Origin of the sequence: Streptosporangium canum, assembly GCF_900113865.1 — a bacterium.
Taxonomy (GTDB): domain Bacteria; phylum Actinomycetota; class Actinomycetes; order Streptosporangiales; family Streptosporangiaceae; genus Streptosporangium; species Streptosporangium canum.
On the sequence record NZ_FOQY01000005.1, the window covers coordinates 1 to 24,458 of the forward strand.

Consider the following 24,458-nt stretch of genomic DNA (forward strand, 5'->3'; position numbering starts at 1 on the left):
AGAAGAACCATGGGATTACCTCACTTCTTGGGGGTGTGAACGGGTTAGTGGCAGAGCAGGAGGCTGAGGTTGCTCGGCTTGTAGGACTCGCAGCCGAGAACGGTCAGCGTGCTGCCGCCACCGCCGCCGCCACCGCCGGTGGGGGCTTCCAGGGTCTGGAGGTCGAGAAGTACCATGTGCTTACACCTCCTTCAGTGGCTCGTGGGAGCGGAGCCGCTCGGCGGATCCACGCACAGGCAATGCCATGGTCAGGGCGCCTGTGCCGCCGGGCGGCCCGGTAAAGGGGAGGAACACCGGCCGGTCGTGCAGCGCGGTGCTCATCGCGAACAGGACTCCGGCCGTGCCGGTCGCGAAGTCCATGGAGAGCCGGAGCAGTTGGTCGCCGGGGAAGGCCAGCCCGCCGCCGTAGGGCAGCGCATGCCAGCTCAGTCCGTGGATCTGCTCGGCCAGGTCGATGTCGGGATCGTGCGGCGCCGGTCCCAGGCCCGCGGCGAGGGCCGCGATCATGCCGCTCCGGCCGGTGAACAGCCCCGGCTGGACGAAGTAGCGGCCCTCGGTGACGCGCCGGCAGCCGCTGAGCGCGGCGCGGAAGCCGTCGTCGTCACGGTGGGCCAGGTAGCGGGAGAGGACCACGCCGATGCCCACGGAGCCCTCGTCCAGGTAGGGCAGCGTGCGCCAGCCCTGGCTGACCTGCAACGTGCCGTCCTCGCCCGGGACGCAGCGCCGCAGGTCCTGCCGGAGCGCCACGGCGGCCAGGTCGAGCAGCGAGGCGTCGCCGGTCCGCTCGTAGGCGTGCAGGAACAGCAGGGCGGGACCGGAGGAGCCGTACATCAGCCCCGCGCGGGGATTGGCCCCTCCACTGGTCTCCGGCACGTCGTCGGGGCCGCCGAGCCTGTCGGCGCAGAGATCGACGATCTGGAGCGCCAGGTTGGTGAACGCCTGCTCCCGCGTCGTTGCGCCCAGGTGGAGCAGGTTCAGCCCGACTCCCGCGAGCCCACCGAACAGGCCCGGTTCCAGCGACTCCCACTTCTCCCGCAGGCACAGCTCGACCGTGTCGAGCGCGTCCTGGCGGTGCCCGAGCAGGTCCAGGACGTAGGCCACGCCGTGCAGGCCGTCGTAGAAGCCGATGCCCGTCCCCCGGGCGGGGGCCAGCGCCTTCCTGCGCAGCCAGTCCTCGTGCTCGGGGAAGCGGCCCAGCCCGGCCGCCTTCAGCGCGTAGAGCACGCCCGCCGCGCCGTAGGCGAGGTTGACGCCCCCGCCGGCCTGGAACTGGGCCACGTCGCCGGGGAAGAGCCGGTCCTCCCGGTCGGGGGTGGCGCTCGCCATGATCGCCCGGCACATCGCCTCTCTGGCCCGCGGCCAGCCGTCCCGGTCCAGCCGGGGGATCGGCCGCGCCGTCACCGGGGCCGTCCCCATGATGGTCCGGACGGCCTCCTCGACCACCTCGGGCGGCACGGGGAAGGTCTCGGTGACGAGCCCGGCCAGGTGGACGACCTTGGCCCGGTCGAGCGGCAGCATGATCGTGAGCTGGGGGGCGAACAGTCCCAGGCAGAGGCAGGCCAGGGCGTAGACGTCGACGTCGACGCCCTGCCGGTCGGCCGGCGCGCCGAAGGCCGGGTGGGCGAGGGCGGCCCGGCCGCGGTCCGCGGCGAGGGTCGCGACCTCGTAGTCGATCAGGACCAGCCGCCCCTCGCCGGTGAGGAGGATGTTGTTGGGGTGCAGGTCGCCGAAGACCACTCCCCGCCCGTGCAGGGACTCGACCGCCTGCCGGACCTTGGGGAGCACGTCGAGCACCCACTCGGTGTATCCGGCGACGGTCTCCTGGTCGCAGCCGGCCCGGGTCAGCGGATATCTCTGCACGAGGAGCCGCTGCAGCGGATTGCCGTCGACGAACTCCTGGACCAGGAAGTGGTGATCGCCGAGCGTGAAGTAGTCGAGCAGCGCCGGCACCGCGTCCAGCCCGGCCAGGCGCTCCAGCATGTCCCGTTCGTGTGCCAGCCGCGTCACCGCGTCCCGGTCGGCGGCGTCGAGCCCGGCGTGCGGGCGCGCCTCCTTCAGCACCACCCGTTCGTCGGTGCGCAGGTCCCGGCCGAGATATACGCCCCCGCCGTTGGAGAACTGGATGACGCTCTCGATGGTGTACGGCAGGTCGTTGGTCGTGACCGCGTTGCGGGCGGCCAGATGAGGCTCCAGGAACCCCGGGAGCGTCACCCAGGCCGGCAGGTGAAAGGCCGCTCCACGCGTGTCGGGGACCAGCCGTCCCTCGCCGTCCTCGACGGCGAGGACCAGCTCGCCGTTGCCGCCCAGGCAGCGCCGCGGCGTGAAGCCGCCGTAGCGCACGTAGAGGGGGCCCTCGCCGTAGCGGAGGTCGCTGAGGATGTAGGGGCCGCTGACGCCGCGGAGCAGCTCGTCGAGCTCCTTCAGCGTGAGTTCGAGCTGCCCCTCGTCCAGCGGGTAGATCGTCACGAGCTTGCCGCTGGACCCGCGGGCCGCCGCCTTGGAGTTCAGCATCGTCATGACCGGCCGGTTGCGCAGGAACTTGAACGCGATCCCGCGGGGCACGCAGTAGTCCCAGACGGCTTCCATGGCCCGCTCGGCGTCATCCAGGCACGCCGAGACGTGGATCTTCCAGCCCTGTGCCGGCGTCCGGGTGGCGAGGGGCGCGTAGTGCATCCACGTGTCGGTCGCCTCGTGCTCCCAGCCGTCCGGGACATCCCTGGCGACGAGTGCGAAATCGGGGTGATCGCCCCGGCGGCCGTCAAGGGTGTCGTAAAAGAGCCGGTCCGCGAGGCAATAAAGCTCATACTGGTCATTCACGGCAATCTCCCTGCTGTCTTCCAGAAGAGAGAATTACGGATAACCCGAGAAATCACCAGTTACAAACTCAACTACTCATACATGCGAACTTCACAGGTCTAATCATGAGCATGTGCGCCACCTGGGCTTTCGCCTTAAAAATGAAACTTATTCGGAAAATTTTCGCGGCACCTCGGCGATCAGGGTGAACCAGCCGCCCTCGCCGGCGGTCGCGCGCACCGTGCCCCCGAGCCGGGCCGCCCGGTCGCGGAGATTGCCCAGGCCGTCGCCGGCGGACGGCAGGGGGGCCCGCCCGGGGGCGCCGTCGTTGGCGACGGTCAGCCGCAGCAGGCCGTCGCGCTCGGCCAGCTCGATCACGCAGGTCCTGACCGCGCTGTGCCGCAGCATGTTCGTGACGCCCTCGCGGACCACGGTCCCCAGTGCGGCGCTCACCTCCCGGGACAGCCCGGCGGCCTCCATCCGGACCGTGCAGGCGGCCCCGAAGCTCGTGAGAAGGGCCTGGGCGCGCATGCTCTCGCCGTGCAGGGACAGGTGCCGGTGTGCCTTGGAGGCGTCGCGCACCGCGTGCGCGGCGTGCCGTACGGCCTGGAGCGCCTCGCCCAGATCCCCGCGCAGGCGCGCGTCGCCCGCCGCCCGCCGGTAGGCCAGCTCGCTCTTGATGGAGGCCAGCCAGAGCCAGTGCCCCACGAGGTCGTGCACGTCGCGGGCGAACTCCTCGTGCGCGCGGGTGACGGCCCTCTCCTGCTCGGCGCGCAACCGTCTGATCCGCAGCGCCAGGGTGACGGTTACGCCCAGTGAGATCAGGACGATCCCGGCTATGGCGACATATAGCTGGGGTGGCATCGACCGACTCTCACTAGAAGGACGGCATACCTGGACATAAACTCAAGAAATCGTTTAACTGTCAATGAAAAAGAACAATACTCTGCGGTAGAGAGGTGATCGCGAAAAATGGTGCCACCGTTCATCCATAACGTGTTGTTATAACCCGTCCGGAGATCAGTGGCAGGCGAGGAACCTCGGCTCCGTCCGGCGATCAGAGGAGGGCGAGGAGCCCCGGCCGCCCGGCGATCAGGGGAAGGCGAGCGGCAACGGGACGAGCAGGTAGGCCCCGCCGAGCAGGGCGGCACCCGCCACCAGCAGGAACAGCAGCACCCAGAACCCGCCGGGCAGGAAGGTCAGCCGGGCGAGCTGGTCGGCGTCGGAACCCGGGGCGTGGCCGTGCCGCCGCTTGCGCTGCAGCTCCACGATCGGCCGGACACCGCCGAACAGCAGGAACCAGACGGCCAGATAGGCGAGGACGGCGTCCACGTCGGGCGGGGCGTACCAGGTGAGGGCGGCTGTCGCCCCGCCGGTGGCCACCAGGCTGACCACGCCGAACAGATTGCGGATCAGCAGCAGCATGCAGAGCAGCAGCGCGATCACGATCGTGATCAGGATCGCCACGTAGCCGGCGGAGGTCAGCCACGCCCCGCCGAGTCCCAGCAGGGACGGGGCGACGTATCCGGCCGCGGCGGTCAGGATCATTCCCGGGCCGGTGGGCCTGCCCCGGGTCAGGGTGACGCCCGAGGTGTCGGATGTTAGGGATTCCAAACGATCAAGGGTGGGCGGCTGAGGGCGGGAACGCGCTGGCGGGTGGCGATGTTGACAGCCAAATAGGAGCTTGGTAGCTTGTGGAGAGGGGCAGCGAGGGCCGGTGAATCGGCCCTCAACGCTCCAGTCTGGGGCTAGCAAGACCATCTCCGGGCGGCCAGGTTGACACCCTCACAAGAGGTTGGTAACTTGGGAAGAGCAAGACGCCGAGGGGCCGGTAAAACGGCCCCGAAGCACATAAGTTGCCAGTCAAACAAGAGGCTGGTAACTTAGAAATAGCGCACCACCGCTGAACGGCTCCAAAGGCCAGGAGGCAGAGTGGAGACGCGCTAGTAACTTGACAATCTATGGGCACCGTCGCCAGAAGAACGGTCCGGGGCAGGTAGCTGTTGCTGAAAGGCACAGATCCTAGCCTCGTGAGGTGGAGATATAAAGACGGCTGTCATTCGCCGCGCCCCAGTCATAAGGTTCCGTGAAACGACCGAAAACCGTGGGCCCGATCTTCGGGCAACACCGGCTCTGGGTTGGGACCTGTCGTCATTTCGACGCACCCCAAGCGCACGGGCGGACCTCACAAAGATCCTTATGTACCGTGCGTTTGGAAGTCTGCCGAAACCCCCCGACAGAACTTAAGAGAGATCTACTTGCGGTCTACCTTTGGTTTACCCAGCAGACCCGTGCGACTACCGATGAGCAAGGAGTACCATCCTGTAGGTGCGCATACACTGCCAAGGATGTGACCCAAATGGTTAACCAGCGCATTGATTCCCTTGAGCTTCGACGACTCGTAGAAGCAGGTAGGACGTACAGGGAGATCGCAACACATTTCAATGTCTCTGTTAGTGGCGTTCAGCAAGCTGTTGAACGCATCGGATTACAAAAGAAAACTCTTTCGCACAAGAAGTTCTTACCATGGACTCTAGCGAAAGAGCATGGGCATTCCGGTCCCGCTACTTCCTTGCGAAACTTGTCCAAAGTTGCACAAGGGCAGCAAGTTCCCATCGCCAAGCTGAACACGGCCCTTCGTTGGGCCTACCGGCTACACGACGGGGATATGGACATCGACTACACCCCGGAGGACGGTTTCTTCGAGAAACCAGCCTCTGACCCCTGGCACATACGCATGGTCCTTGAGGACGTGCAGCGTGCCGTCGATGGAGACGACGAATAGAACGGGTGGCCCCTTGGCTTAGGGGCCACCTTTTCTATCACCTCATATAGTAGATTGGTAACACCATGAAGCTGGGACCGCTGGACCTCATTGCTGAACTCAACGCCCCCGAGGTCCTCTACAGCAACCACGGCCTCATGATCGTCTGCACTGGCGGACGGGACGGCAATCTCTACGAGATCCTGCCCAACGCAGGAGCGACAGTCGCCGACCTTCAGGACGGGATTGCGCACCTGCCGCAGGGCGCACTGCTCCGTGACGCCTTCAACGACGAAGGTGAGATCTGCATCAACTTCTGGAAGGCAGCCTAACTTTTTTCATGACCGCAAACAAGAGTTTGGAAACGGTCTATTGAGCCGACGAACATCAGTATCGAGACTCACATCCATCGCCCGCTGCGGCACGGCCTTCGAGCTGGAGCGCATCGAGCGCCTCCCCGCCCTGCCGGCCGGATGGACCATCCAGGGCATCGGCGTCCACGACGCAGCCGATGGCTGGGAGAAGTCCGGCCGGACGATGACCGTACAAGCCGCCCAGGAGATCTTCAAGACCACCTGGCGCGAGGAGATCGCCAAGGCCGACCAGCGGTTCCCCGACCGGGACCGCTGGCTCGTCGGAGGTCGTAAGAAGGTCCAAAACGACCTGATCGACCGCTACGAAGGCGGCCAGCAGCAGATCGCCGACTACATCCGCTACAACCTGGAAGACGACCAGTGGCGGCCCTACACGATGCCTGACGGCACCGTGGCCGCCGAAGTCGGCTTCGAGGTCGAGTTCGCAGGCGTCATCGTCCGGGGCTACATCGACCTGCTCATGGAGCACATCGAGACCGGAGAGTTGCGCGTCCGCGACATCAAGACCGGCAGCAAGATCCCCGACGTGCCGTTCCAGCTCATCGTCTACGCCATGGCGGTCAACGACGTCATCGGCGCGCAGGTGGAGTGGGGCGAGTACTTCATGACCCGCGACGGCAAGCCCACTGTGCCCATCGACCTCACCAAGCTGGACCACGAGTGGATCAGGACGTGGTTCCTCCGCCAGGTGCAGATCGAGGAACAGCGCCTCTTCCTGCCCAACTCCGGCGATGCCTGCCGCACCTGCGGCGTCATCATCCACTGCCCCCTGAAGAAGTAGGAGAGCCCTTGAACGATCTCGCCTCCGTGAACACCAGCCCCTTCGACGCCATCCGTCGCGTGGACGATCGCGGCGAGTACTGGACCGGCCGCGACTTCTGCACGATGGTCAACTACGCAACGTGGCAGATGTTCGAGAAGTCCATCGCCCGAGCCATCAGGGCCATTGACAACGCCATGGGTGCAGGCGCAGGTCAGGGCATGATTAATCGACAGATTAACCATGTCGCTCGTGGCTTCGGTGGCACGCAGGAGCAGGTGGACTACCGCCTCACCCGCTACGGGGCGTACATGGTCGCCATGAACGGCGACCCGAGTAAGCCCGAGATCGCAGCCGCCCAGAACTACTTCGCGGTCCAGACCCGCAAGCAGGAAGTCCAGGACGAGGTAGACCTGTCCGACCCCCTGGCCGCTCTGGAGCGTGAGACGGACCGCACCAGGCGGGCCATCGAGATCGCCAAGGCCGAACGGCAGCGCGCGGAGATTGAAGCCTCCCGCGCCGACTACGCCGAGACCAGGGTGGCCGCGCTGGAGCCGGCCGCCGACGCCTGGGAGGTCCTGGCCAACACTGAGCGGGACTACTCGGCGCGCGAGGCCAGCTACATCCTCAACCGGGACAGCGCCATCGACATCGGCAGCGTCCGGCTGTTCCGCAAGCTGCGAGAGCTGAAGGTGATCGACCAGAAGAACGTGCCGTACGCCAACCACACCAATCACGTCCGCCTGCGACTTACTTCTTACTTCCACCCCAGGAGCGGAGAGGACATGGCCGGCACCCCCCAGGTCCGGATCACCGTCCTGGGGCTGAAGTGGCTGCACAAGCAGCTCGGCGGCGTGGACAAGTTCGACCCCTCGTGGGTGGCCAATGCTGCTGCTTAGTCACGCCAAGAGAAAAGCCAAGTCCGCGGGCGCCCCTATCCCCGTGGTGTGGAAGACCCTCGCCGAGGCGACCGTCCATGTCCGGCGCTCGCAGGTCGCCATGGTGGCCGCAGCGCCAGGAGTAGGTAAGTCGGCCTTCACGCTCAACCTGGCGATCCGCTCAGGCTGCCGAGGCATCTACATGAGCGCCGACTCCGACGAGGTCACCCAGGCCATCCGAGCAGCGGCCATCATCACCGGCGATCGAGTCTTCGACATCGAAGCCGCCTACAAGGCCGGCAAGGCCGAGAAGTACGACAAGGTCCTGCGCGAGTACACCAAGATGTGGTTCGACTTCGACGCGGCCCCCTCCTTGACCCACATCGAGGAAGAGGTGATGGCCTACGCCTACGCCTACGGCAGATGGCCTGAACTGATCGTGCTCGACAACCTGGCCAACGTCTTCGATGAGGCGGGCGGTGAGGGCTTCACCGGCCTGGAAGCGACCATGTCGTTCCTGACCGACCTGGCCAGGAAGACCGAAGCCGCCGTCGTCGTCCTGCACCACGTCGTGGGGGACGCCGAAAGCGGAGACCAGCCTCTCAAGTTGAAGGACATCAGAGGGAAGATCTCCAAGCTCCAGACCCTCATCCTGGGGCTCGCCTACACCGACACCTACACCACCTCCGGCCGGGCCCTCGGGGTGTACGTGTTGAAGAACCGCTCGGGCAAGGCTTCAGCCTCCGGAGACCTGTCAGTCGAGCTGAACGCCGACCTGGACCGGATGCTCATCACCGACATGGAAGGACGGGCAGGAGAGAACCTGCCGGACGCGGTCTGGGATGACTTCAAGCAGGAGTTCGGCGAGGAGCACCTCAGGGAGCGTGAGGCCCATGAGGAGGTGTAAGCGGTGCGAGAAGAATCGCTCGGATCGATTCTTCACGGGGCCTCGCGGAAAAATCTGCACCACCTGCCAGAAGCAGGCCCGCAGCGAAGCCCACCACCGCCGCCGGGTCGGAAAGACCTACGGCCTGGAGGCCGGCGAGTACGACACCCTCTTCGCGGCCCAGGAAGGCAAGTGCGCCATCTGCCTGGGCACCCGACGCCAGCGCCTCAGTGTGGACCACGACCACCGCGACGGAGTTGTGCGGGGCCTGCTGTGCCGGATGTGTAACGGCAGGCTCCTCACAGCCGCCAGAGACCGGCCCGAGGTCTTGCGGGCCGCCGCCGACTACCTGGAACGCCCGCCCGCGATCGAGGTCATCGGACACCGCTACGCATCCGAAGAGGCCAACAACAACGGACGGCAGAGGAAGAAGCGATGAAGCAGACCAAGTACTACGAGTCCAAGCCTCCGACCGACTTGAGCCGGCCGCCCGTCAAGGAGCCCAAGCCCATCAACCCGGTGATCATGATCGCTCTTGGCAAGGCTCTTTTCCTCCGCTGAAACAGGAGGTTGGAAATGGCTGATCTCCCCATCACCCCACTGCTGGAGTACTTCGGCGCGAGCGTCCCTCACGTGGAAGCGGGCGGCCGATGGAAGTCGATGAAGTGTCCCTTCCACGACGACACCCAGGCGTCCGCCAGCGTCCGCTACGACGCCTTCAACTGCCAGGCGTGCCCGGCCAAGGGCAACGTCTACACCCTGGTAAGGAGGGTAGAACTCAATGAAGGCTGTAGTCCCCAGTCAGTCCTCCAGGCTGTTTACGGAGAAGACCTCAAGGGCGTACCACGACCAGCTCGACGACGAGGCTTTGGCCTATCTGACGGGCCCGGAGAGGCACCTCACCGAGGCGACCATCGCCAGCCACCGGTTCGGCGTCGTCCGTTCTCCTGAGCCTGGCCATGAGGCCGTGCGCAACTACCTGTCCATCCCCTACCTCACCCCGGATGGCGAGTGCATCGCCATCCGCTTCCGGAGACTGGGGGACGGCCCCACCCCCAAGTACCGCAGCATCGCAGGTGACATCCCGCGCCTGTACGGCACCGAGGCACTTCAGTTGGGTACACGCAACATCTGCGTGACCGAGGGCGAGTTCGATCGGGCCATTGCCACGCAGGCCGGCCTGCCCGCCGTGGGAGCGCCCGGAGCCAACTCCTGGGAGCCCGTCTGGCGGCGGCTGCTGGTGCAGTTCGACGCCGTCTTCGTGCTCCACGACGACGATGATGCCGGACGAGATTTCGTGACCAAGGTGGCCGGGGGATTGGACAATGTCCGCCCCATACCCATGAGCCGGGGGGATGTTACTTCCTTCTACGGGGAGCACGGGAGAGAGGGCCTGAGAGCGAAGCTCGGGGCCTGAACTCGGACAAGTCACACATCACGCATTCCTGGACCGTGGACACCCGTTCCAGGCCCTCTTTTTTTCGAGCCAAACAAGAGGTTGGTATCACGATGACCAGCGAGGAACTCGCCCAGGAAATCATGTCCGCCGTGGTAGCCGTTCAGGCCCGCATCCTCGGCGTCGGCAAGGCGCAATACGACGAGGGCTCCCAGCAGAAGTTCGAGCTGATGAGCCTCCAGGAGCTGGTCCAGTACGCAATGGAGGAGGTTGAGGACGGTATCGCCTACAACGTGATGCTGCGCTACAAGCTCACGCTGCTCAAGGAGGCTGTGGACCAGGCGTTCACCGGCTACGCCACCAACACGGCCAAGCACGCCAAGCCGGCCGCCCCGCCGGTTCCGCCGAGCGAGCCGGCCCCGGTGTCCGTCCACGCCCCGAACTACACCTCCTGGCCGTCAGCCTTCGACGCACCTCTTAGGACGCCGGCCGACCCCGGCTACGGGCGGGGGCTTCGCTGATGCGGATCTCCGGGGAGTGGGAGCTTGATCCCACTGAGCTTTCAGGACTCTTCCAGGCCAAGGGCTGGTGCTACCACACCGAAGACGGCCTGATCATCCCCAGCGCCAAAACCATCGACACCGTGCTTGCGCACCTGGTGGAAGAGGCGCTCGACGCCCGCAAGGACGAGGTCCAGGGCGGTCGCTTCATGATCTGGAAAGACCCGGAGCTGCCAAACAGCTACGACCTGTGGCTGAACGTGGGCTTCATCTGGGACGAAGACGCCCTGAGCGGCGAGGAGAAGTCGATTCTCGGCCAGGACGAAGAGGAGAACGAATGACAGACCTGCTGCTCAAGTCCCGCCAGGCCGCCCTCAAGCGGCACAAGACCCGCCAGAAGAACGGCCTGTGGTGCGAGCCAGGCTGCATCTTCCACCGCCAGAAGACAGCCGAGGATCACTGGGCTACCCACACCGGCGGCTGGACCTTCATGTACGTGGACACCGTGGACAAGCTCGCCAAGGAGGGCCTGTGGGACTGACCAAGCGCATCGTGGTCATCAGTGACACGCAGCTCCCCTACGAGGACAAGCGGGCTCTCCGCAACGTGATCGCCTTCATCGGCGAGTACCAGCCGGACGCGGTCTACCAGATCGGTGACCTCATGGACTACCCGACACCGTCTAGGTGGTCCAAGGGCACCCGCAACGAGTTCGAGCAGCAGGTCATCTCACACAGCGACTACGGCAAGAAGAACTTCCTGGAGCCCCTGAGGGCCGTCTACAGCGGCCCGGTCGGCATCCTGGAGGGCAACCACGACGAACGCCCCCGCGTCTACCTGGCGCAGAACGCCCCCGCCCTCGCGGAGTTCTCCGAAACCTTCCACTTCGCCAAGCTCCTCGACTTCGACGGCTTCGGCGTGGACCTGATCAAGCCCTTCTTCAAGATCGGTCAGGACACCGTCCTGGTCCACGGCCACGAGATCAAGGGCATGTCCCAGATCGCCGGGACCTCCGCCTACAACCACGCCACCAAGGCCGGGGCCAACATCGTCATGGGCCACACCCACCGCCTTGGCATCCGCCGGCACACCGCCCAGTACATCGGCGGCAAGCCCGTCCGCCGCTGGGGATTCGAGGTCGGCAACCTCATGGACCACCGCAAGACCCAGTACCTCGGGGCCGGGGGAGTGGCCAACTGGCAGAGCGGCTTCGGGCTGCTGTATGTCGGCAAGTACGACGTCAGCCCCCACGCCATCGATGTGTGGTCGGACGGCTCCTTCGTCGTCGAAGGCGAGCGCTACGGCGCGATCAAGCGCGGCTCAGGTGGGAAGTTCGCCACCGCCGCCTGACGTATGCCCGGAAACAAGAGATTGGCAACTTGTTGATCAGTGATGAGCACGCTGAGCTGCTGATGCAGGTAGCAGCCCACGTTGGCCGGAAGTTCTCCTGGCAGTACCCGACCATGGCGGCCGACGACATCGCCTCCGAGATCGTGGCCGAAGCACTGCGCGAGTGGAAGCACAACGCCGCCCAGTTGGCCAAGGCCGCCGACTACGACCGCAGCGAGTATGAGGTGCTGTTCTTTCTTCTCTCTCGCAGGGCCAGCGTGTACTGCGGCAAGCAGCACTACGCCTACATGCTGGAGAACCCGCAGGCAGTGGTCTACACGCCGCGAGAGGTCAGGGCGCTGCTCAAGGAGTTCTACTACCACCCGGACTCCTACACCACCCCCAGCAAGGACGTCGATCACGCCGTGGCGGTGGACGCCAAGAGCCTGTGGGTCAACCTGGCCGACCTGAGATCGGCCCTGGACCGGGTCAGCGACAAGGTCCACGACACCATCCTGGCGGCCTTCGGGCCGGAGGACCTACAGCTCCCCGAGCCCGACAAGCGACGCGTCAGCGATGCGGTGGCCACCCTCACCCGCGAGCTGAACCGCCACCTCAACCCGCAGATCACCAGCCACGAAGGCCCCGGCCGGCGCAAGGCCATGACCAACGCGAACGCACTCACCACCACCAGAATCCAGGGGAACTGACTTGACCTACACCTTCGGCCCCACGGGCGAGACCGTCTACCAGCGCACCTACAGCCGCACCAAGCTGGACGGCACCAAGGAGAGCTGGCCCGAGACCGTCAGCCGTGTCGTCCACGGCAACCTCGACCTCGTCCAGTGGCCCAAGGACGGAGCCCCCTACTTCAGGGAAGGCAGGGAGCTTTCCGAGCTGATGGAGTCCTTCGCCGTCCTCCCGGCAGGCCGGCACCTGTGGGCCAGTGGAGTCCGCGGGCGGCAGTACCTGTTCAACTGCCACACCTCAGGCTGGACCGACAGATTCTCCGAGCACTTCGAGTTCACCTTCCTCCGCCTCATGGAAGGCGGGGGAGTCGGCAGCAACTACGCCTCGAACTTCCTCGACGTCTACGGCCCCGTACGGCACGAGCTGGACGTCCACATCGTGTGTGACCCGGCGCATCCCGACTACGAGGCGATGAGGTCCGAGGGCCTGCTGTCGGACGAGTTCTCCCACGAGTGGGACTGGCCCCTGGTCGTGGACGACTCCCGCGAGGGTTGGGCCGGCGCGCTGTCGGACCTGCTCGACTCGTACATGCGCCCCGACACCCTGCACATGGACCGGGTGTTCGACGTCTCCAACGTCCGTTGCGCGGGCTCCCGCCTGAAGACCTTCGGGGGCACAGCCAGCGGACCGGCGCCACTGGCACGCATGCTGCTCGAAGTCGCCGCCGTGCTCAACCGTCGAGAGGGTGAGACGGTTACCCCGCTGGACGCCATGGCGGTGGACCACGCCATCGCCCAGTGCGTCGTGGCGGGCGGCAACCGCCGCTCGGCCCGCATGGCGATGCTTCCCTGGGATGACCCGGCCATCTTCGACTTCATCGACAGCAAGGCGGGCGGCGGCCACTGGACCACCAACATCTCGGTGGTCATCGACAACATCTTCATCGACGCCATCCACGGCCACGGTTTTGATCCCGAGGAGCGCAGCCACGCCCAGGCCGTCCTGGAGCGCATCTCCCAGGGGATGCTGCTCAACGGGGAGCCTGGCATTTGGAACCGCGACCTGTCGCAGGAGGGTGAGACCGGGGAGGTCTACGCGACCAACCCCTGCGGGGAGATCGCCCTGGAGCCCTTCGAGAACTGCAACCTCGGCCACCTCAACTTCGCAGCGTTCGCCCAGAAGTCGTACTTCGACTTCGACGAAGCTGAGAAGGCCGCGAGGCTAATGACCCGCTTCCTGATCCGGGCAACCTTCGGGGACGTGAACGACCCCAACCAGGCGGCGATCCTCGCCAAGAACCGCCGCATCGGAGTGGGTCTGTTCGGCGTCCAGGAGGGTCTGGCCCTCATGGGCATCCCTTACAGCACGGCACCTAAGAGGGCTATCGTCCGTGCGATCCTGCGCAGGCTTAAGTTGGCCGTACGGGATGAGGCCCGCAAGTACGCCTTCCAGCTCAGGATTCCTGAGCCGGTCAAGGTGACCACCATCGCCCCCACCGGCAGCATCGCCAAGCTGCCCGGCACCACCGAAGGCATTCACCCGGTCTTCAGCCGCTATTACATCCGCCGCATCCGCTTCTCGACCCTCGACACCGACCAGCAGGCTCAGGTGGAGGCGTACCGCGCCCAGGGCTACAACGTGGTGGACGACCCGCAGGCCGCCAACACCGTCGTCGTGGAGATCCCCTCCAAGGAGTCCGTTGTGGAGCGGGTGGAGGCGGCCGGCTGGCCCGGCGGCATCGTGGAGTCCGCCGACGAACTCACCCTCGATCAGCTCCTGTCCTTCCAGGAGATGGTCCAGGAGGAGTACGCCGACAACGCGGTGAGCTTCACCGCCAACCTCAACCCCAGCGAGTACACCGTCGAGTCCCTGTCAGAGACGCTCAAGAAGTACGTCGGCACCCTCAAGGGGTCCACCATCTTCCCCGAGCGCGGCTACGAGCTGGCCCCCTACGAGCGGATCACCCAGCAGGACTACGAGGACTGGGTGGCTTCCACCGGCCTGACCAACGTCGAAGACGGCACCGACGAGGACTGTGCCAACGGAGCCTGCCCCATCAGGTAGCACACCATCCCTTTCCCACACCTTCAAACAGGAGATTGGTAGCTAGATGAGCGCGTTCGACGCAGACCCCTGGGCCACCGACACCCCCGCAGCGGACCCCTGGGCCGCTGAGGCCCCCGCCCCCGAACCGCCCGCCGACGAGGCGCAGGCGACCCCGAACACCACCACCCCGAGCAAGGAGAGCACCATCACCAGCAACGGCACCTCCGAGGGCAAGATCGTCACCACCGTCAAGTACGGCGCGGGCTTCGACGCCCCGTGGACCGTCATCCACTCCAACTCCGTGGAGGAGGCCATGGCCACGCTCAACGAGGCCAAGGCCCTGCTGGAGCTGACCGCCAAGGTCGCCAGGTTCGCCAAGTCCCTCGACTCGGGCACCGCTCAGGCGGCAGCCCGACCCGCCGCGAACGGCGGGGCCCCGGCCCGCCCGCAGGCATCTGCTCCGGCCGGCCAGGAGAGCAAGAGCTGTGCCCACGGTGAGATGACCTACCGCACCGGCAACGGTGCCAAGGGCCCCTGGGCCGCGCACTTCTGCCCGCTGGAGAAGGGCAACCCCGACCAGTGCAAGCCCCTGTTTGTCAAGCAGCGCTAAGTCACGCCCTGAACTAGGAGGTTGGTAGTGCGGACCCACGAGATGCGGCTCGCGGGCCGCACTGTCACCGGTCACGTTGTCGAAACTCAGGAGGACCTGCCCGCCTTCGCCGACTGGGCAGGCCGGCACACCGAGTTCGGCTACGACACCGAAACCACGAGCCTGGAGGTCTACAAGCCCGGCTTCAGAGTCCGGGCCGCCCAGTTCAGCGCCGGGGACCAAACCTGGTTCCTGCCCGTGGAGAGACACCCCCGCTTCGCCTGGTACACAACCACCACGCTGCGCCACGCCAAGCAGCTCTACATCCACAACGCAGCATTCGACCTCCAGGTGGCTGACCGCCACCTGGGGGTTCCCCTCGCCGAGCTGTTCCCCAAAACGATTGACACCGGCATCATCTCCCGCCTCGTGGACTCCCGCGCCCGCAAGGAAGGCGGTCCAGGCCACAAGCTGGAGGAACTGACCGAGGTCTTCATCGACCCCGTGGCCGCCAAGCAGATTAAGGGCTCGGTCGGCCAGCAGTGTAAGGAACTCGGCCTCAAGAAAGCCGATTACTTCGAGCAGGTCTCACTCGACGACGAGATCTTCCAGATGTACGCGCTCATGGACCCCGTCCTGGCCTGGGTCCTGGCCAAGACACTCCTCCCCAAGGTCCCCGACAGCGCCCGACACCTGATCGGCTACGAGCACGAGATCGCCCGGATCTGCTCCGACATCTCCAAGCAAGGCTTCCTCCTCGACCAGCCCTACACCAACGAGCTGGCCACCCGCCTCCGTCAGGAGGAGACCTGGTGGCAGATGGAGATCGAGCGCGAGGTCGAGAAGTTGGGCTTCATCGACGTCGACGAGTTCAACCCCAACAGCACCGACAACGTCTTCGAGGCCCTGGTCTACATGGGCCACCTGGAGTTCAAGCAGACCCCCACCGGCAAGCCCCAGGTAGACGACGACCTGCTTGAGCACCTGGCCGAAGGTGGCATGTACTTCGCCCGCTGCATCAAGGAGATGCGCAAGGCAGGCAAGTGGGCCGGCACCTGGCCCGAATCCTTCTTGGCCAACGCCGACGAGCACGGTCGCTGCCACGCCAACATCAACACCCTTCAGGCCCGCACGGGCCGCATGTCCATCACTGGCATCCCGGCCCAGACCCTCCCGTCCGGTGACTGGATAGTCCGCAGGTGCTTCTTGGCCGACGAAGGCCACGTCATGGCCTCGATCGACTACGCCGCACAGGAACTGCGCATGGCCGCAGTCCTCTCCGGTGACGAGCGCATGTACCGCGCTTTCGAGCTAGGCGAGGACCTTCACCAGATCACCGCCGACGCCGCAGGCGTCACCCGGAAGATCGGCAAAATGGCGAACTTCCTCGTCTGCTACGGCGGGGGATGGAAGGCCCTGGTCGAACAGGCCAAGATCCCCGAAGCCATGGCCAGGAAGACCATCGCGGGATTCAACAAGGCATACCCCGGCGTCTCCAAGCTCGCCAAGGAGATGACCGCAACCGCAGGTAAGCAGGGCTACATCGAGACCATCACAGGCCGCCGCCTGTACGTGGACTCCGCCCGCGCCTACAGCGCCATCAACTACGCCATCCAGTCCGCCAGCCGCGACGTGACAGCCCGAGGGCTGATCAAGGCCGACCGCGCCGGACTTACTTCCTTCTTGCGTCTCCCCGTCCACGACGAAGTCGTAGCCAGTCTCCCCAAGAACCAGGCCAACGACCTGGCCAAGGAGATCGGCGAGTGCCTACGCACACAGATCAAGGGCGTGGATTTCGTCACCGAGCCCGAAGTCGCCGCCCGTTCCTGGGGCTCCCTCTACGGAGCCGACCACTAACAAGGAGAACCTTGAGCAGCGTAGAGCTGATCGCCTGCACTCGTTTCGACACCCACGCCTTCCAGGAAGCTACTGGCTTCCAGACCGAGGCATGGGTCACCTGGGCAGACGCTCTGGCTGAGGCCGCCGGCCGCCAGTGCTACGAAGCCTGGGAGCGTAAGAACCCCGACACCTCGACCAACCGGGGATACCTCGCCAACATCATCGCCCACCAGCACTTCTCGGTGCTGGAGCACGCATCGGCCACCTTCCTCATCCAAGGCGTCAGCCGGTCCCTGCTCGCCGAACTGACCAGGCACAGGCACCTCAGCTTCAGCGTGCAGTCGCAGCGCTACGTGGACCAAACCGGCCGCGAGCCTGCCATCCCTCCCGCCCTGCGGGGGACCGACATGGAAGGCGACCTGCACGCCTTCCACGCCCAGGCCGTCGATCTGTACGTACAGGTACGGAACGAGCTGGCTGCCCAGGGCATGCCCCGCAAGCAGGCCCGCGAAGCGGCCCGCGCCTTCCTGCTCAACGCCCAGCCCGTGGACATGGTCGTCACCGGCAACCTGCGCGCCTGGCGCGAGGTCTTGACCAAGCGCTACCACGTTGCCGCCGACGCCGAGATCCGCGAGCTGGCCGAAGAGATCCTCGCCCACCTCCACTGCATCGCCCCCGGCGCTTTCCAGGACTTCGGAGACGTCCTCGGCAACGAGGAGATCCGGAGGGCCGCATGAGCGACACCAAGCTCACCTTCTTCCAGCGCGAAGACCGGTTCTGGCTCATCCCCAACGGGACGCACATCCCCCTCAAGCGCGCCGAGATCGAGTCGCGCTTCGGCACACCCACCTACGTACACATCACCGTCGAAGTCCCCGACGAGGGCTACGAGATCATCAAGGAGGGCGACCCCATGCCTACCAACCGGGACGCAGCCACCGCATCAGAGGTTGCCAAGAAGAACAGCTCCCAGGCCAAGACGTACATCGACCTCCTGGCCTACCAGGTCCAGAACCTGGAACTGGAGAACTCCGAGCTGAAGGCGAAGGCGAACTTCCACCAGCGCGCGGACTTCCGCGCCAAGGCCAAGCGCCACCTGGAGACCTACCGCCGCAAGCTCCAGCGCGCTCAGGAGGCCGGCGACCTCACCGCGGCCTCCCAGATGGACCAGCGCGTCCGCGCTCTCTCGTCGCTCCTCGAAGTCTGAAAGGGATCTGCATGGAGAAGCTCGCCAAGTTCGTGGGGAACACCGTCGCCCTACTCTTCTTCCTCCTCATCATCGTGACCTTCGTCGCCGCCATCGCTGGCCTCATTAAGGCGGTGCTCGCCTGATGCATCTGTACTTCTGGAGCCCCACCTGCGGCCCATGCCGCCGCATCAGCCCCAAGGTGGACGCCGCCATCGAGGCCGGCGCACCCATCCGGAAGCTCGACGTCAGCACCGACACCGGGCGATACGTCGCCCGGCTGTTCGGGATCACCGCCACACCGGCCCTCGTGAAGGTCAACAAAACCATCTACGTCGGCGACGTCGCCGTGGCCAAGGAGTTCGAGTGACTGACGGAGGATTCCCCACCGAGATCTACTTCGTGACGGGCATCCGGGCACGAGGCCAGTTGTTCGGCTCCACCGGCCCGCTGAAGCTGTCCATCCAAGGGTCCTTCAGAGGCGGCTGCGCCAAAGGCGTCAAGGTCTGGAAGCTCGACCCGCCCGGCTGGCGTGACGTCACCAACCAGTTCCTGACCGAGGAGGGCTACAAGGCGTGGTGAGAGACAACGAGGCCCGAGGCCCCATCTACCGGGAGGTCACGGCTGCGCCCGCCTACCACGAGTTCGAGGAGGAGCACGTGGTGCTTGTCCGGGCCACCTTCGAGGTACCCGGCCTGACCCAGCACCAGCCGCTTCCGCTGAGCATCGAGGCTGCGACCAAGCTCTACCAGCAGCTCCGCGAGGCGCTCAGCTCAATCCCGATCAGTGAGCAGCCCAGCTACCTGGGGGAGATCGCCGCAGCAGTCACGAGGACCGTCGAAAACATGGAGCGCGCGAAGGAGACGTTCAGCTTCCCGCCAGCACATAACTGCTCAATGCTCCGCTCACGTCTCGAAGAACGTCTCACCGCCCTGGAGGACCGCCTCCAGAACACCCTCGAAGTCAACGAACTCTGGGACGGCTCGTGAGACAGATCAACGACATCGTCGGACTCGTCTACTGCATGGTGATCCTCGGCGCGATCTGGACCATCGCGAAGGCGCTCGGCCTTGCCTAGCCCCGACTTCTGCTACTCCTGCGGGCGGGACGAGCCGGTCCCGCCCTCGGGCGTCTACTCCATCTGCGTGGAGTGCGGGCACGCCTACGTGACCGAGCAAGACCTGGTGGACCTCTACAACGAGGCCATAGCCGCGATGAACAAGCGGCTCACGGACGTGGCGCCGCTCGCCTTCCAGCTCTCCTCCCGGCACATCTACCACTGCCCGCTCTGCCTGCACGACTTCTAGGAGCCCCTTGCTCGACAACTACGAAGAGGTTGTCTCCTTCGATGGACAGAACCGATTCACCATCCAAGCTCGACCTGGCGAGGCTCACGGCCGGCCTGGCTGGGATGAGTACTTCCTTGGAATCGCTTCGGCTGTGTCTCAGCGCGGCGACTGCGTCCGTCGCCGCGTTGGTGCGGTCATCGCACGCCCCGACCACCGCACCGCAGGGACCGGCTACAACGGAGTCCCTCCCGGAGCACCGGGATGCATCGAGCGGCCCTGCCTGAGGGTGTCGAAGGCCGAAAGGGGCGAGGAGATATGCCCCGGATACAGCGACTGCCGAAGCGTCCACGCTGAGGCCAACGCACTGCTCGACGCCAACCGGGATGACTGCGTAGGCGCAACCCTCTACTGCACCGACGACCCCTGCCAGGGCTGCCTGAAGCTCATCAGGGGTGCCGGCATCGCCCGCGTCGTAACCCCTCACAAGGAGATGAACCCCTGAGCTGGTTCAACAACGTCTACGACACCCCCGAGAAGTTCAACCTGGAGATCGTCGGCTGCATCGACTTCTACGACGGCGGCTACGGGTTCGATTACACGGTCATCTGGCGCAACGCCGAAGGCCAGCTCCTCTTCGCCGACGACTCCGGCTGCTCCTGCCCAAGCCCCTTCGAGGCCCACGGGCTGGCGGACCTGACGCCGGCAACGCTGTTCACGCTCCAGGCACACCTGGAGGGCCGGCTGGAGAACAGTGACTACCGCGAGCACGAGACGGAACACATCAGGGCCCAGATAGTCGATTTCCTGGCCCGCATCCGCCTGGAAACCACCAAGGAGGCAGCATGACGGTCATCACTGAGGAGCCGGCCATCGGCTCCGTTGTCCTGGACTACATGGACGACGCCTGGCAGCGCAGGGACGACGGCCGGTGGTACTGCGCTATCGACTCCGACGAGTACAGCCGATGGGAGTGGCGCACGATCATCGAACATCTCTGCCCCATCACCCTCGTACACGACGCCAAGGAGGCCGTGTGACCGAGTTGCTTGTTGAGCCCAAGGGCTACAAGGCCATCGTCGTGGACAGTTATCAGGACGCCTGGCAGCTCCAGGGTGTCGGCCGCTGGGACTGCGCCGTGGGCGGATACGACTACTCCGGCTGGACCTGGTACCGGCTCGTGAACGAGCTGGGCCCCATCACCCTCATCTGTGCCGGAGATCCCGGCGACAACGGCGACGAGGAGACTGTGTGAGCGACACCTGCTATGCCTGCGGCCAGGACCTCCCCCTGCCCGAGGAGCCTCCGTATGGCTCCGTGGTGCTGGACTCAGACGGTGACGCCTGGCAGAACCGGGGAGGCCCAGACGGCTGGGCCTGCATCGTCGACACGGCGGAGTTCACGAACATCTCCTGGGCCCGGCTTAACCGTAGCTTCCGCCCGCTGAAGGTCGTCCATCTCGCCCCGGTAGGTGTGTGAGCGCCTAAGGTCGCCTACATCCAGTGAAAGAGACTGCCCCCGGCTCCGGCCGGGGGCCTTTTTTCGTTCCAGGCCCGTTTAGTCCGGGTCGCCGGCCTTCTCTGCCGCGCCCTCCAGGACGTAGCTACCAGTCCCAGGCTCCGTCTCGCCGAGGCCCGCATCCCGCAGGGCCCTGTGGACCTTCTGCGCCACGGTGTTGCTCATCTCGTAGTCGGCCATCAGCTCGTGGATAGTCGGCACGCGATCTCCGGGAGCCAGCTCGCCCACGCGAATCTGCTCCTTGATGACCCGGAAAGCCTGCCTCCACTTGGAGCGCTGGGGATGCATTTCAGCCACGAGCAGTCAACATAGGTAGCCATAGCAGGCTAGACATAGACACACGACGACGCACTGCAATGCACGTAGGGATGGTTTACTACACCTAGACGTGGCAGCATGACCCCATGGACGGAAACTCGATACCCCTTGGGCCTGGAGGCCGCGAAGTTCCGATCGGAATCCCCGGCTGGGTCGCGTGGATTCCCAGCGAGAGGGAAGCGGTTCACGCCAAAAGGGCGGAGCCCTCAGCAAGGCTCTCCGCAACGACAGTGCGGGCGTTAACGAGAAAGATCCGGGAGCTGGAGGCGGCCGAAGCGGAGGCCGACCAGCGGGCAGCTCTCTGGAAGTCCTGAGGGGGGTCTGTGAGAGTCGATGGCCCAGCCCACACCCGACGAAAGCCCCCCTACATCACGCCGTACGCCGAGGAAAGTCTCGACCTGCCGCTCGCATTCGAGTGGGCGGCGGGGCTCCCGAGGCTGACCTACCGCGACGCGCTTCCGCAGGAGTGGATGTTCGGAGCGCTATGGGTTCGCTGTGGCACCTTGCGGGAGGGCGTGCGGGAGGGAACGCCCCTGTGGCCCATGATCCATTCGCTGCGTCAACGGCGGTGCATGCTGAAGCAGCGATGTCGGGTCTGTGGCGAGTCGGCCACCGACCCCGACACCAGGCGTATCTGGTGGGTCATGCCCTCCGCGCTGCCCGTCAACGAGGCCCCGCAGGCAACTACCCATGCCCCCACCTGCCGAGCATGCGTCCCGGAGGCCCTAACCGCCTGCCCAGCTCTACGTAGGGGCTTGCCGGCCCTCTACACGGTTGGTAGCACCTCCCCCATCGGGGTCCTGGCCAACCTGTACGGCCAGGACGACGACGGCCGAGTGGTGGAGCTGCGGCATCAGGTGGGTGTTGGCCTGGATGATGTCCTACGGCTCCATCAGGCGCTAGCAACACAGCTCATCGTCCTCCTGGAGGACGTCGTGCGAGTCGAACGCTGGTAGACCCTGCCCCCCGCCCTCGTGGCGGGGGGCTTTCTTGCGTTTAAGAGCTTGTAGTAGGTTGGTACAATAGACCTTAAGGGCCCACTTCTTTCTTCTATCTAGGGCCCGGAGCCCGAAGGAGCAGACATGGCTACCAAGGTCATCACCATCTGTGATCACCATCGTGACAGAGATGAGGATTCCCACGTTGAGGCGACCCACCACAACACCTGGACCAACCTCAGGGGTGAGAGGCGGCGGGTTGACCTATGTGACGAGCACCAGAAGTTGTTCACGGAGGCATGGGAGGCTATCGAAGAGTGCTCTGTTGTCGTCCCCAAGGAGCCCGCGGACTCCAAGGCCGGCCGGGGCCGGCGTTCCCGCGCGAAGGGTGGACAGCCTACTGAGGCCGCTCTCGTGAGGGCCTGGGCCAAGAGTGTGGGAGAGCCCGTGAGCGAGCAAGGGCGCGTCTCTTTCACCGTGGAGCGTAAGTGGCACCTGGCAGGCCGTCCCAACGTCCTAACCGGGTAAAAAGAGAGCTACCTAGAGTTACGAAACTTCCTAGCGTAAATCGACATCTAGCGGTATACCTGTACGTTATGGACATTCCATACCACAAGGCCGGCCGGGGTTCCTCCCGGCGCGGCCCCAGGAACCCCTTGCGGCCTACGACGGATGTGGAAGTAATCGTCAACCACCCTTCAGGTATCCATATCGTCCGTCAGGGCTACGAGGACGGCTTCCTCTACGAGTACACGGTCCCGACCGGGATCAGTCTCAACAAGTCAACGTCGTATTATCTGCTTCCGCCCTTCAAGGGGCGGCTGTTGCGCTCGTGGAGCGACAAGAACCACAACTTCTTCGCCATCTGGATTCCCATCGGGGAGATCAACGAGGTTATGAGGGCTGCCGGAGTCCCTCCTGGGAGCCTGCACGGCTTTCCAGTTGGTGAAGTCGAGCTGCTCCACGAAGGTGACCGCTTCAAAGTCGAGCGGATGCGGTACAAGGGCAGCGGTTGGCTGTACCTGGTCCACTTAGAACTCGGCCGGCCGTGGCCGAGCTTCTTCTTCAACCCCGTCATGGCACCAACTCGTGAAGCCCCGATCATCATGGCCGACATAGAGGACGGCACCCTGACAACGGGGTTCTGGGTTGCGGACAGCGCTCCAAACGTTTCGACAGACGACACTAAGAACTGAGATCCGATATGCCCCGAATCAGACCTCGCCGGCATCCGGAGGGGCCCGATACGGGGCCCCCGTCGCACGGATTTCAGAGGCAGATTCCGGGTCGGCGACATGACCCACCAACAGCTCCACAAATAACCCCGTTCTAGGGCCCAGAAGGCCCCCCTGAGCGGGGTTTTTGTATTTTGGAGACCCGGCTACCAACCTTCTGCTAGAAGGCCGGCTACGGCCTCTACAGAGCGATCCCAGACTTGTACTTGGTCGGAGGAGGCAGGACCCTCGGGCTCGCGCGCAGGCGTATGTATGCACCCCCCCACACCCCCGCTGAGCAGGCGAGACCATGATCGTTGCGACCATGTGGCGCCCATGTTGAAAGAAGTAACAAAACCGCAGGTCAAGGCTTCTTTCTTCTCCATCACTGTGACCTCACATCGCGCGCTGTTGAGCGCGCTCATCTCACTGCGCTTGCTCACGTCATCGCCCTTCGCTCTGTCTCGCCTTGCTGTGCCGTGCCCTAGTGCCCTGCCTTGTCTGTGCCCTGCCCGTGTCTCAGCGCCTTGTCCTGCCCTTCTCTAGCGCTGCATGTCGCTCTCTTCCTGCCTGCCTCCCCTTGTCCGCAGTTCGGCCCCTTTCGTGGAAGGGAAACCGCGCACACAAAGGCGTCCACATTCCGCAGATCAGCGCCTTATTCGCCCTTTCTGTTTGCCAACTTCCATCCTCTTGTGCCAAGCTACAGCCATGCCAAGCACGACCGGCCACCACGGCGGAAGGGCAAGGCAGACCGCCACCCGCAAGGGAGGCGGGGGAGAGGTAGCGAGAGTTACCAACCTCCTGTAGAGTGGTGACCACGCCGAACAGGGCGGACCACGACGAACCCGTCAGAGTGCGGGGGAGTGGCCCAACAGCCCAGATCGGCAAAGTCGGCCCTCAAACAAGAGGGTGGAACAATCGCTAGGGGTTGGTAAGATCAGCCCCAGCAAGACCGAGACCGCCCAGCAAGACCGGGCGGCAGGCCGGAGAACCTTTCGGCCGGTGACCCTCTGAGCCTCCCGAGTGTGACGGGAGGCGACGGATCACGGCGACTCAAGCCGGGACCGTAAGCAGTTTGAGAACTTAAGAGCCCGGAGTCCGGGCAACACGCTGCGCCTAAGGCGCGCAATCCAGGCACTCGCTGTGCTTGC

Annotated in this window: 36 protein-coding genes and 1 pseudogene; 32 read left to right on the forward strand and 5 right to left on the reverse strand. The window is 65.1% G+C overall.

The genetic code is table 11. From position 1 onward, the window contains the following. Nucleotides 1-44 precede the first annotated feature (44 nt). The 4 genes from BM085_RS08660 to BM085_RS08675 form a co-directional block, all read right to left on the reverse strand. Nucleotides 45-176 carry a SapB/AmfS family lanthipeptide gene (locus BM085_RS08660; RefSeq protein WP_086578608.1) on the reverse strand — a complete coding sequence of 44 codons (132 nt, stop codon included), beginning with the start codon at nucleotides 174-176 and terminating at the stop codon, nucleotides 45-47. Between the two features lie 4 nt (nucleotides 177-180). Next, complete coding sequence (lanKC, locus tag BM085_RS08665) at nucleotides 181-2,817, reverse strand: class III lanthionine synthetase LanKC (protein ID WP_093886499.1); 2,637 nt, start codon at nucleotides 2,815-2,817, stop codon at nucleotides 181-183. Nucleotides 2,818-2,964: 147 nt separating this feature from the next. Continuing rightward, nucleotides 2,965-3,660 carry a sensor histidine kinase gene (locus BM085_RS08670; protein WP_093886500.1) on the reverse strand — a complete coding sequence of 232 codons (696 nt, stop codon included), beginning with the start codon at nucleotides 3,658-3,660 and terminating at the stop codon, nucleotides 2,965-2,967. A 228-nt stretch (nucleotides 3,661-3,888) separates the two neighbouring features. Then, nucleotides 3,889-4,410: a M50 family metallopeptidase gene (locus BM085_RS08675; protein WP_245789213.1), complete on the reverse strand. Its 522-nt coding sequence runs from the start codon at nucleotides 4,408-4,410 to the stop codon at nucleotides 3,889-3,891. Nucleotides 4,411-5,155: 745 nt separating this feature from the next. Here BM085_RS08675 and BM085_RS08680 point away from each other — a divergent pair. The 28 genes and pseudogenes from BM085_RS08680 (at nucleotide 5,156) to BM085_RS08795 (ending at nucleotide 20,798) form a co-directional block, all read left to right on the forward strand. Continuing rightward, on the forward strand, nucleotides 5,156-5,581 hold the full coding sequence (locus tag BM085_RS08680; protein ID WP_093886501.1) for a helix-turn-helix domain-containing protein: 426 nt from the start codon (nucleotides 5,156-5,158) through the stop codon (nucleotides 5,579-5,581). 65 nt (nucleotides 5,582-5,646) lie between these two features. Continuing rightward, complete coding sequence (locus tag BM085_RS44270; RefSeq protein ID WP_177245015.1) at nucleotides 5,647-5,892, forward strand: hypothetical protein; 246 nt, start codon at nucleotides 5,647-5,649, stop codon at nucleotides 5,890-5,892. Between the two features lie 40 nt (nucleotides 5,893-5,932). Then, nucleotides 5,933-6,715, forward strand: coding sequence for a RecB family exonuclease (locus BM085_RS08685; protein ID WP_177245016.1), 783 nt, complete (start codon nucleotides 5,933-5,935; stop codon nucleotides 6,713-6,715). 8 nt (nucleotides 6,716-6,723) lie between these two features. Continuing rightward, nucleotides 6,724-7,593: a phage antirepressor KilAC domain-containing protein gene (locus tag BM085_RS08690; RefSeq protein ID WP_093886503.1), complete on the forward strand. Its 870-nt coding sequence runs from the start codon at nucleotides 6,724-6,726 to the stop codon at nucleotides 7,591-7,593. Nucleotides 7,594-7,636: 43 nt separating this feature from the next. Then, nucleotides 7,637-8,479: an AAA family ATPase gene (locus BM085_RS08695; RefSeq protein ID WP_177245017.1), complete on the forward strand. Its 843-nt coding sequence runs from the start codon at nucleotides 7,637-7,639 to the stop codon at nucleotides 8,477-8,479. Next, the gene (locus tag BM085_RS08700) at nucleotides 8,466-8,897 is read left to right on the forward strand and encodes an endonuclease VII domain-containing protein (RefSeq protein ID WP_245789214.1); all 432 of its coding nucleotides are present in this window, start codon (nucleotides 8,466-8,468) and stop codon (nucleotides 8,895-8,897) included. Before BM085_RS08695 ends, BM085_RS08700 begins: the two co-directional genes overlap by 14 nt. Continuing rightward, a complete protein-coding gene (locus BM085_RS46760) occupies nucleotides 8,894-9,019 on the forward strand; it encodes a hypothetical protein (RefSeq protein WP_281249833.1) in 126 nt (41 codons plus the stop codon). The genes BM085_RS08700 and BM085_RS46760 overlap by 4 nt, the downstream gene beginning before the upstream one ends. A 99-nt stretch (nucleotides 9,020-9,118) precedes the next feature. Beyond that, nucleotides 9,119-9,223: pseudogene (locus BM085_RS47360) on the forward strand (hypothetical protein); the annotation flags it as partial. Nucleotides 9,224-9,239: 16 nt separating this feature from the next. Further along, the gene (locus tag BM085_RS08705; RefSeq protein WP_093886505.1) at nucleotides 9,240-9,875 is read left to right on the forward strand and encodes a toprim domain-containing protein; all 636 of its coding nucleotides are present in this window, start codon (nucleotides 9,240-9,242) and stop codon (nucleotides 9,873-9,875) included. 92 nt (nucleotides 9,876-9,967) lie between these two features. Then, nucleotides 9,968-10,375 carry a hypothetical protein gene (locus tag BM085_RS08710; protein ID WP_093886506.1) on the forward strand — a complete coding sequence of 136 codons (408 nt, stop codon included), beginning with the start codon at nucleotides 9,968-9,970 and terminating at the stop codon, nucleotides 10,373-10,375. After that, nucleotides 10,375-10,695 (forward strand): hypothetical protein, encoded by a 321-nt coding sequence (locus BM085_RS08715; protein ID WP_093886507.1) that lies wholly within the window; start codon nucleotides 10,375-10,377, stop codon nucleotides 10,693-10,695. The genes BM085_RS08710 and BM085_RS08715 overlap by 1 nt, the downstream gene beginning before the upstream one ends. Further along, nucleotides 10,692-10,895, forward strand: a complete 204-nt coding sequence (locus BM085_RS08720; protein ID WP_093886508.1) for a hypothetical protein — start codon at nucleotides 10,692-10,694, stop codon at nucleotides 10,893-10,895. Before BM085_RS08715 ends, BM085_RS08720 begins: the two co-directional genes overlap by 4 nt. Beyond that, nucleotides 10,886-11,704, forward strand: coding sequence for a metallophosphoesterase (locus BM085_RS08725; protein ID WP_218158658.1), 819 nt, complete (start codon nucleotides 10,886-10,888; stop codon nucleotides 11,702-11,704). The genes BM085_RS08720 and BM085_RS08725 overlap by 10 nt, the downstream gene beginning before the upstream one ends. Nucleotides 11,705-11,733: 29 nt before the next feature. Further along, nucleotides 11,734-12,393 (forward strand): hypothetical protein, encoded by a 660-nt coding sequence (locus BM085_RS08730; protein WP_143120848.1) that lies wholly within the window; start codon nucleotides 11,734-11,736, stop codon nucleotides 12,391-12,393. A 1-nt stretch (nucleotide 12,394) separates the two neighbouring features. Next, the gene (nrdJ, locus tag BM085_RS08735; protein WP_093886510.1) at nucleotides 12,395-14,437 is read left to right on the forward strand and encodes a ribonucleoside-triphosphate reductase, adenosylcobalamin-dependent; all 2,043 of its coding nucleotides are present in this window, start codon (nucleotides 12,395-12,397) and stop codon (nucleotides 14,435-14,437) included. 46 nt (nucleotides 14,438-14,483) lie between these two features. Next, on the forward strand, nucleotides 14,484-15,029 hold the full coding sequence (locus BM085_RS08740) for a hypothetical protein (protein ID WP_093886511.1): 546 nt from the start codon (nucleotides 14,484-14,486) through the stop codon (nucleotides 15,027-15,029). Between the two features lie 27 nt (nucleotides 15,030-15,056). Beyond that, nucleotides 15,057-16,865, forward strand: a complete 1,809-nt coding sequence (locus tag BM085_RS08745) for a DNA polymerase (RefSeq protein ID WP_218158659.1) — start codon at nucleotides 15,057-15,059, stop codon at nucleotides 16,863-16,865. 11 nt (nucleotides 16,866-16,876) lie between these two features. Then, nucleotides 16,877-17,584, forward strand: coding sequence for an FAD-dependent thymidylate synthase (gene thyX / locus BM085_RS08750; protein ID WP_093886512.1), 708 nt, complete (start codon nucleotides 16,877-16,879; stop codon nucleotides 17,582-17,584). Further along, on the forward strand, nucleotides 17,581-18,054 hold the full coding sequence (locus BM085_RS08755) for a hypothetical protein (protein ID WP_093886513.1): 474 nt from the start codon (nucleotides 17,581-17,583) through the stop codon (nucleotides 18,052-18,054). The genes thyX and BM085_RS08755 overlap by 4 nt, the downstream gene beginning before the upstream one ends. 124 nt (nucleotides 18,055-18,178) lie before the next feature. Further along, nucleotides 18,179-18,403, forward strand: a complete 225-nt coding sequence (locus tag BM085_RS08760; protein ID WP_093886514.1) for a thioredoxin family protein — start codon at nucleotides 18,179-18,181, stop codon at nucleotides 18,401-18,403. Continuing rightward, nucleotides 18,400-18,615, forward strand: a complete 216-nt coding sequence (locus BM085_RS08765) for a hypothetical protein (RefSeq protein ID WP_093886515.1) — start codon at nucleotides 18,400-18,402, stop codon at nucleotides 18,613-18,615. The genes BM085_RS08760 and BM085_RS08765 overlap by 4 nt, the downstream gene beginning before the upstream one ends. Continuing rightward, complete coding sequence (locus BM085_RS08770) at nucleotides 18,609-19,022, forward strand: hypothetical protein (protein ID WP_093886516.1); 414 nt, start codon at nucleotides 18,609-18,611, stop codon at nucleotides 19,020-19,022. Before BM085_RS08765 ends, BM085_RS08770 begins: the two co-directional genes overlap by 7 nt. Before the next feature lie 81 nt (nucleotides 19,023-19,103). Then, nucleotides 19,104-19,340, forward strand: coding sequence for a hypothetical protein (locus BM085_RS08775; protein ID WP_093886517.1), 237 nt, complete (start codon nucleotides 19,104-19,106; stop codon nucleotides 19,338-19,340). 7 nt (nucleotides 19,341-19,347) lie between these two features. Continuing rightward, a complete protein-coding gene (locus BM085_RS08780) occupies nucleotides 19,348-19,824 on the forward strand; it encodes a deoxycytidylate deaminase (protein WP_218158660.1) in 477 nt (158 codons plus the stop codon). A 59-nt stretch (nucleotides 19,825-19,883) separates the two neighbouring features. After that, on the forward strand, nucleotides 19,884-20,168 hold the full coding sequence (locus tag BM085_RS47365) for a DUF7574 domain-containing protein (RefSeq protein WP_425443263.1): 285 nt from the start codon (nucleotides 19,884-19,886) through the stop codon (nucleotides 20,166-20,168). Continuing rightward, on the forward strand, nucleotides 20,165-20,359 hold the full coding sequence (locus tag BM085_RS08785; protein WP_093886518.1) for a hypothetical protein: 195 nt from the start codon (nucleotides 20,165-20,167) through the stop codon (nucleotides 20,357-20,359). Before BM085_RS47365 ends, BM085_RS08785 begins: the two co-directional genes overlap by 4 nt. Further along, nucleotides 20,356-20,574 (forward strand): hypothetical protein, encoded by a 219-nt coding sequence (locus BM085_RS08790; protein ID WP_093886519.1) that lies wholly within the window; start codon nucleotides 20,356-20,358, stop codon nucleotides 20,572-20,574. Before BM085_RS08785 ends, BM085_RS08790 begins: the two co-directional genes overlap by 4 nt. Next, nucleotides 20,571-20,798 carry a hypothetical protein gene (locus BM085_RS08795; protein ID WP_093886520.1) on the forward strand — a complete coding sequence of 76 codons (228 nt, stop codon included), beginning with the start codon at nucleotides 20,571-20,573 and terminating at the stop codon, nucleotides 20,796-20,798. Before BM085_RS08790 ends, BM085_RS08795 begins: the two co-directional genes overlap by 4 nt. Nucleotides 20,799-20,876: 78 nt before the next feature. Here BM085_RS08795 and BM085_RS08800 read toward each other — a convergent pair whose 3' ends face one another. Further along, nucleotides 20,877-21,125, reverse strand: a complete 249-nt coding sequence (locus BM085_RS08800) for a GntR family transcriptional regulator (RefSeq protein ID WP_093886844.1) — start codon at nucleotides 21,123-21,125, stop codon at nucleotides 20,877-20,879. 116 nt (nucleotides 21,126-21,241) lie between these two features. Here BM085_RS08800 and BM085_RS42810 point away from each other — a divergent pair, with 116 nt between their 5' ends. The 4 genes from BM085_RS42810 (at nucleotide 21,242) to BM085_RS08815 (ending at nucleotide 23,289) form a co-directional block, all read left to right on the forward strand. After that, entirely contained in the window at nucleotides 21,242-21,469 is a 228-nt protein-coding gene (locus BM085_RS42810; protein WP_143120850.1) for a hypothetical protein, read from the forward strand. A gap of 258 nt (nucleotides 21,470-21,727) precedes the next feature. Then, a complete protein-coding gene (locus BM085_RS42815; protein WP_143120851.1) occupies nucleotides 21,728-22,111 on the forward strand; it encodes a hypothetical protein in 384 nt (127 codons plus the stop codon). Nucleotides 22,112-22,237: 126 nt separating this feature from the next. Further along, on the forward strand, nucleotides 22,238-22,621 hold the full coding sequence (locus BM085_RS08810) for an Lsr2 dimerization domain-containing protein (protein WP_093886522.1): 384 nt from the start codon (nucleotides 22,238-22,240) through the stop codon (nucleotides 22,619-22,621). A gap of 146 nt (nucleotides 22,622-22,767) precedes the next feature. Further along, complete coding sequence (locus BM085_RS08815) at nucleotides 22,768-23,289, forward strand: hypothetical protein (RefSeq protein WP_093886523.1); 522 nt, start codon at nucleotides 22,768-22,770, stop codon at nucleotides 23,287-23,289. Nucleotides 23,290-24,458 lie beyond the last annotated feature (1,169 nt).